General features: G+C 56.7%; 1 rRNA gene (running past one end of the window). It reads right to left on the bottom strand.

Annotated elements, in window-relative coordinates:
• Positions 1–21: 21 nt before the first annotated feature.
• Positions 22–1,194, bottom strand: a 23S ribosomal RNA gene (locus ACWD26_RS43940); it runs 2,035 nt beyond the window's last position.

Below are 1,194 nucleotides of genomic sequence, written 5' to 3'. Positions count from 1 at the left end.
ACACAGTGGACGCGAGCAACTGAGGACAAGCCCTCGGCCTATTAGTACCAGTCAACTCCACCCGTTACCAGGCTTCCATATCTGGCCTATCAACCCAGTCGTCTACTGGGAGCCTTACCCCATCAAGTGGGTGGGAATACTCATCTCGAAGCAGGCTTCCCGCTTAGATGCTTTCAGCGGTTATCCCTCCCGAACGTAGCCAACCAGCCATGCCCTTGGCAGAACAACTGGCACACCAGAGGTTCGTCCGTCCCGGTCCTCTCGTACTAGGGACAGCCCTTCTCAATATTCCTGCGCGCGCAGCGGATAGGGACCGAACTGTCTCACGACGTTCTAAACCCAGCTCGCGTACCGCTTTAATGGGCGAACAGCCCAACCCTTGGGACCGACTCCAGCCCCAGGATGCGACGAGCCGACATCGAGGTGCCAAACCATCCCGTCGATATGGACTCTTGGGGAAGATCAGCCTGTTATCCCCGGGGTACCTTTTATCCGTTGAGCGACGGCGCTTCCACAAGCCACCGCCGGATCACTAGTCCCGACTTTCGTCCCTGCTCGACCCGTCGGTCTCACAGTCAAGCTCCCTTGTGCACTTACACTCACCACCTGATTGCCAACCAGGCTGAGGGAACCTTTGGGCGCCTCCGTTACCCTTTGGGAGGCAACCGCCCCAGTTAAACTACCCATCAGACACTGTCCCCGATCCGGATCACGGACCCGGGTTAGACATCCAGCACGACCAGACTGGTATTTCAACGACGACTCCACCCGAACTGGCGTCCGAGCTTCACAGTCTCCCAGCTATCCTACACAAGCCGAACCGAACACCAATATCAAACTGTAGTAAAGGTCCCGGGGTCTTTCCGTCCTGCTGCGCGAAACGAGCATCTTTACTCGTAGTGCAATTTCACCGGGCCTATGGTTGAGACAGTCGAGAAGTCGTTACGCCATTCGTGCAGGTCGGAACTTACCCGACAAGGAATTTCGCTACCTTAGGATGGTTATAGTTACCACCGCCGTTTACTGGCGCTTAAGTTCTCAGCTTCGCCAGGACGAATCCTGACTAACCGGTCCCCTTAACGTTCCAGCACCGGGCAGGCGTCAGTCCGTATACATCGCCTTACGGCTTCGCACGGACCTGTGTTTTTAGTAAACAGTCGCTTCTCGCTGGTCTCTGCGGCCACCCCCAGCTCG

It is taken from the genome of Streptomyces sp. NPDC002787 (assembly GCF_053592095.1).
Note: the sequence above shows the minus strand (reverse complement) of the source record. Positions and strands in the feature narration are given on the sequence as shown.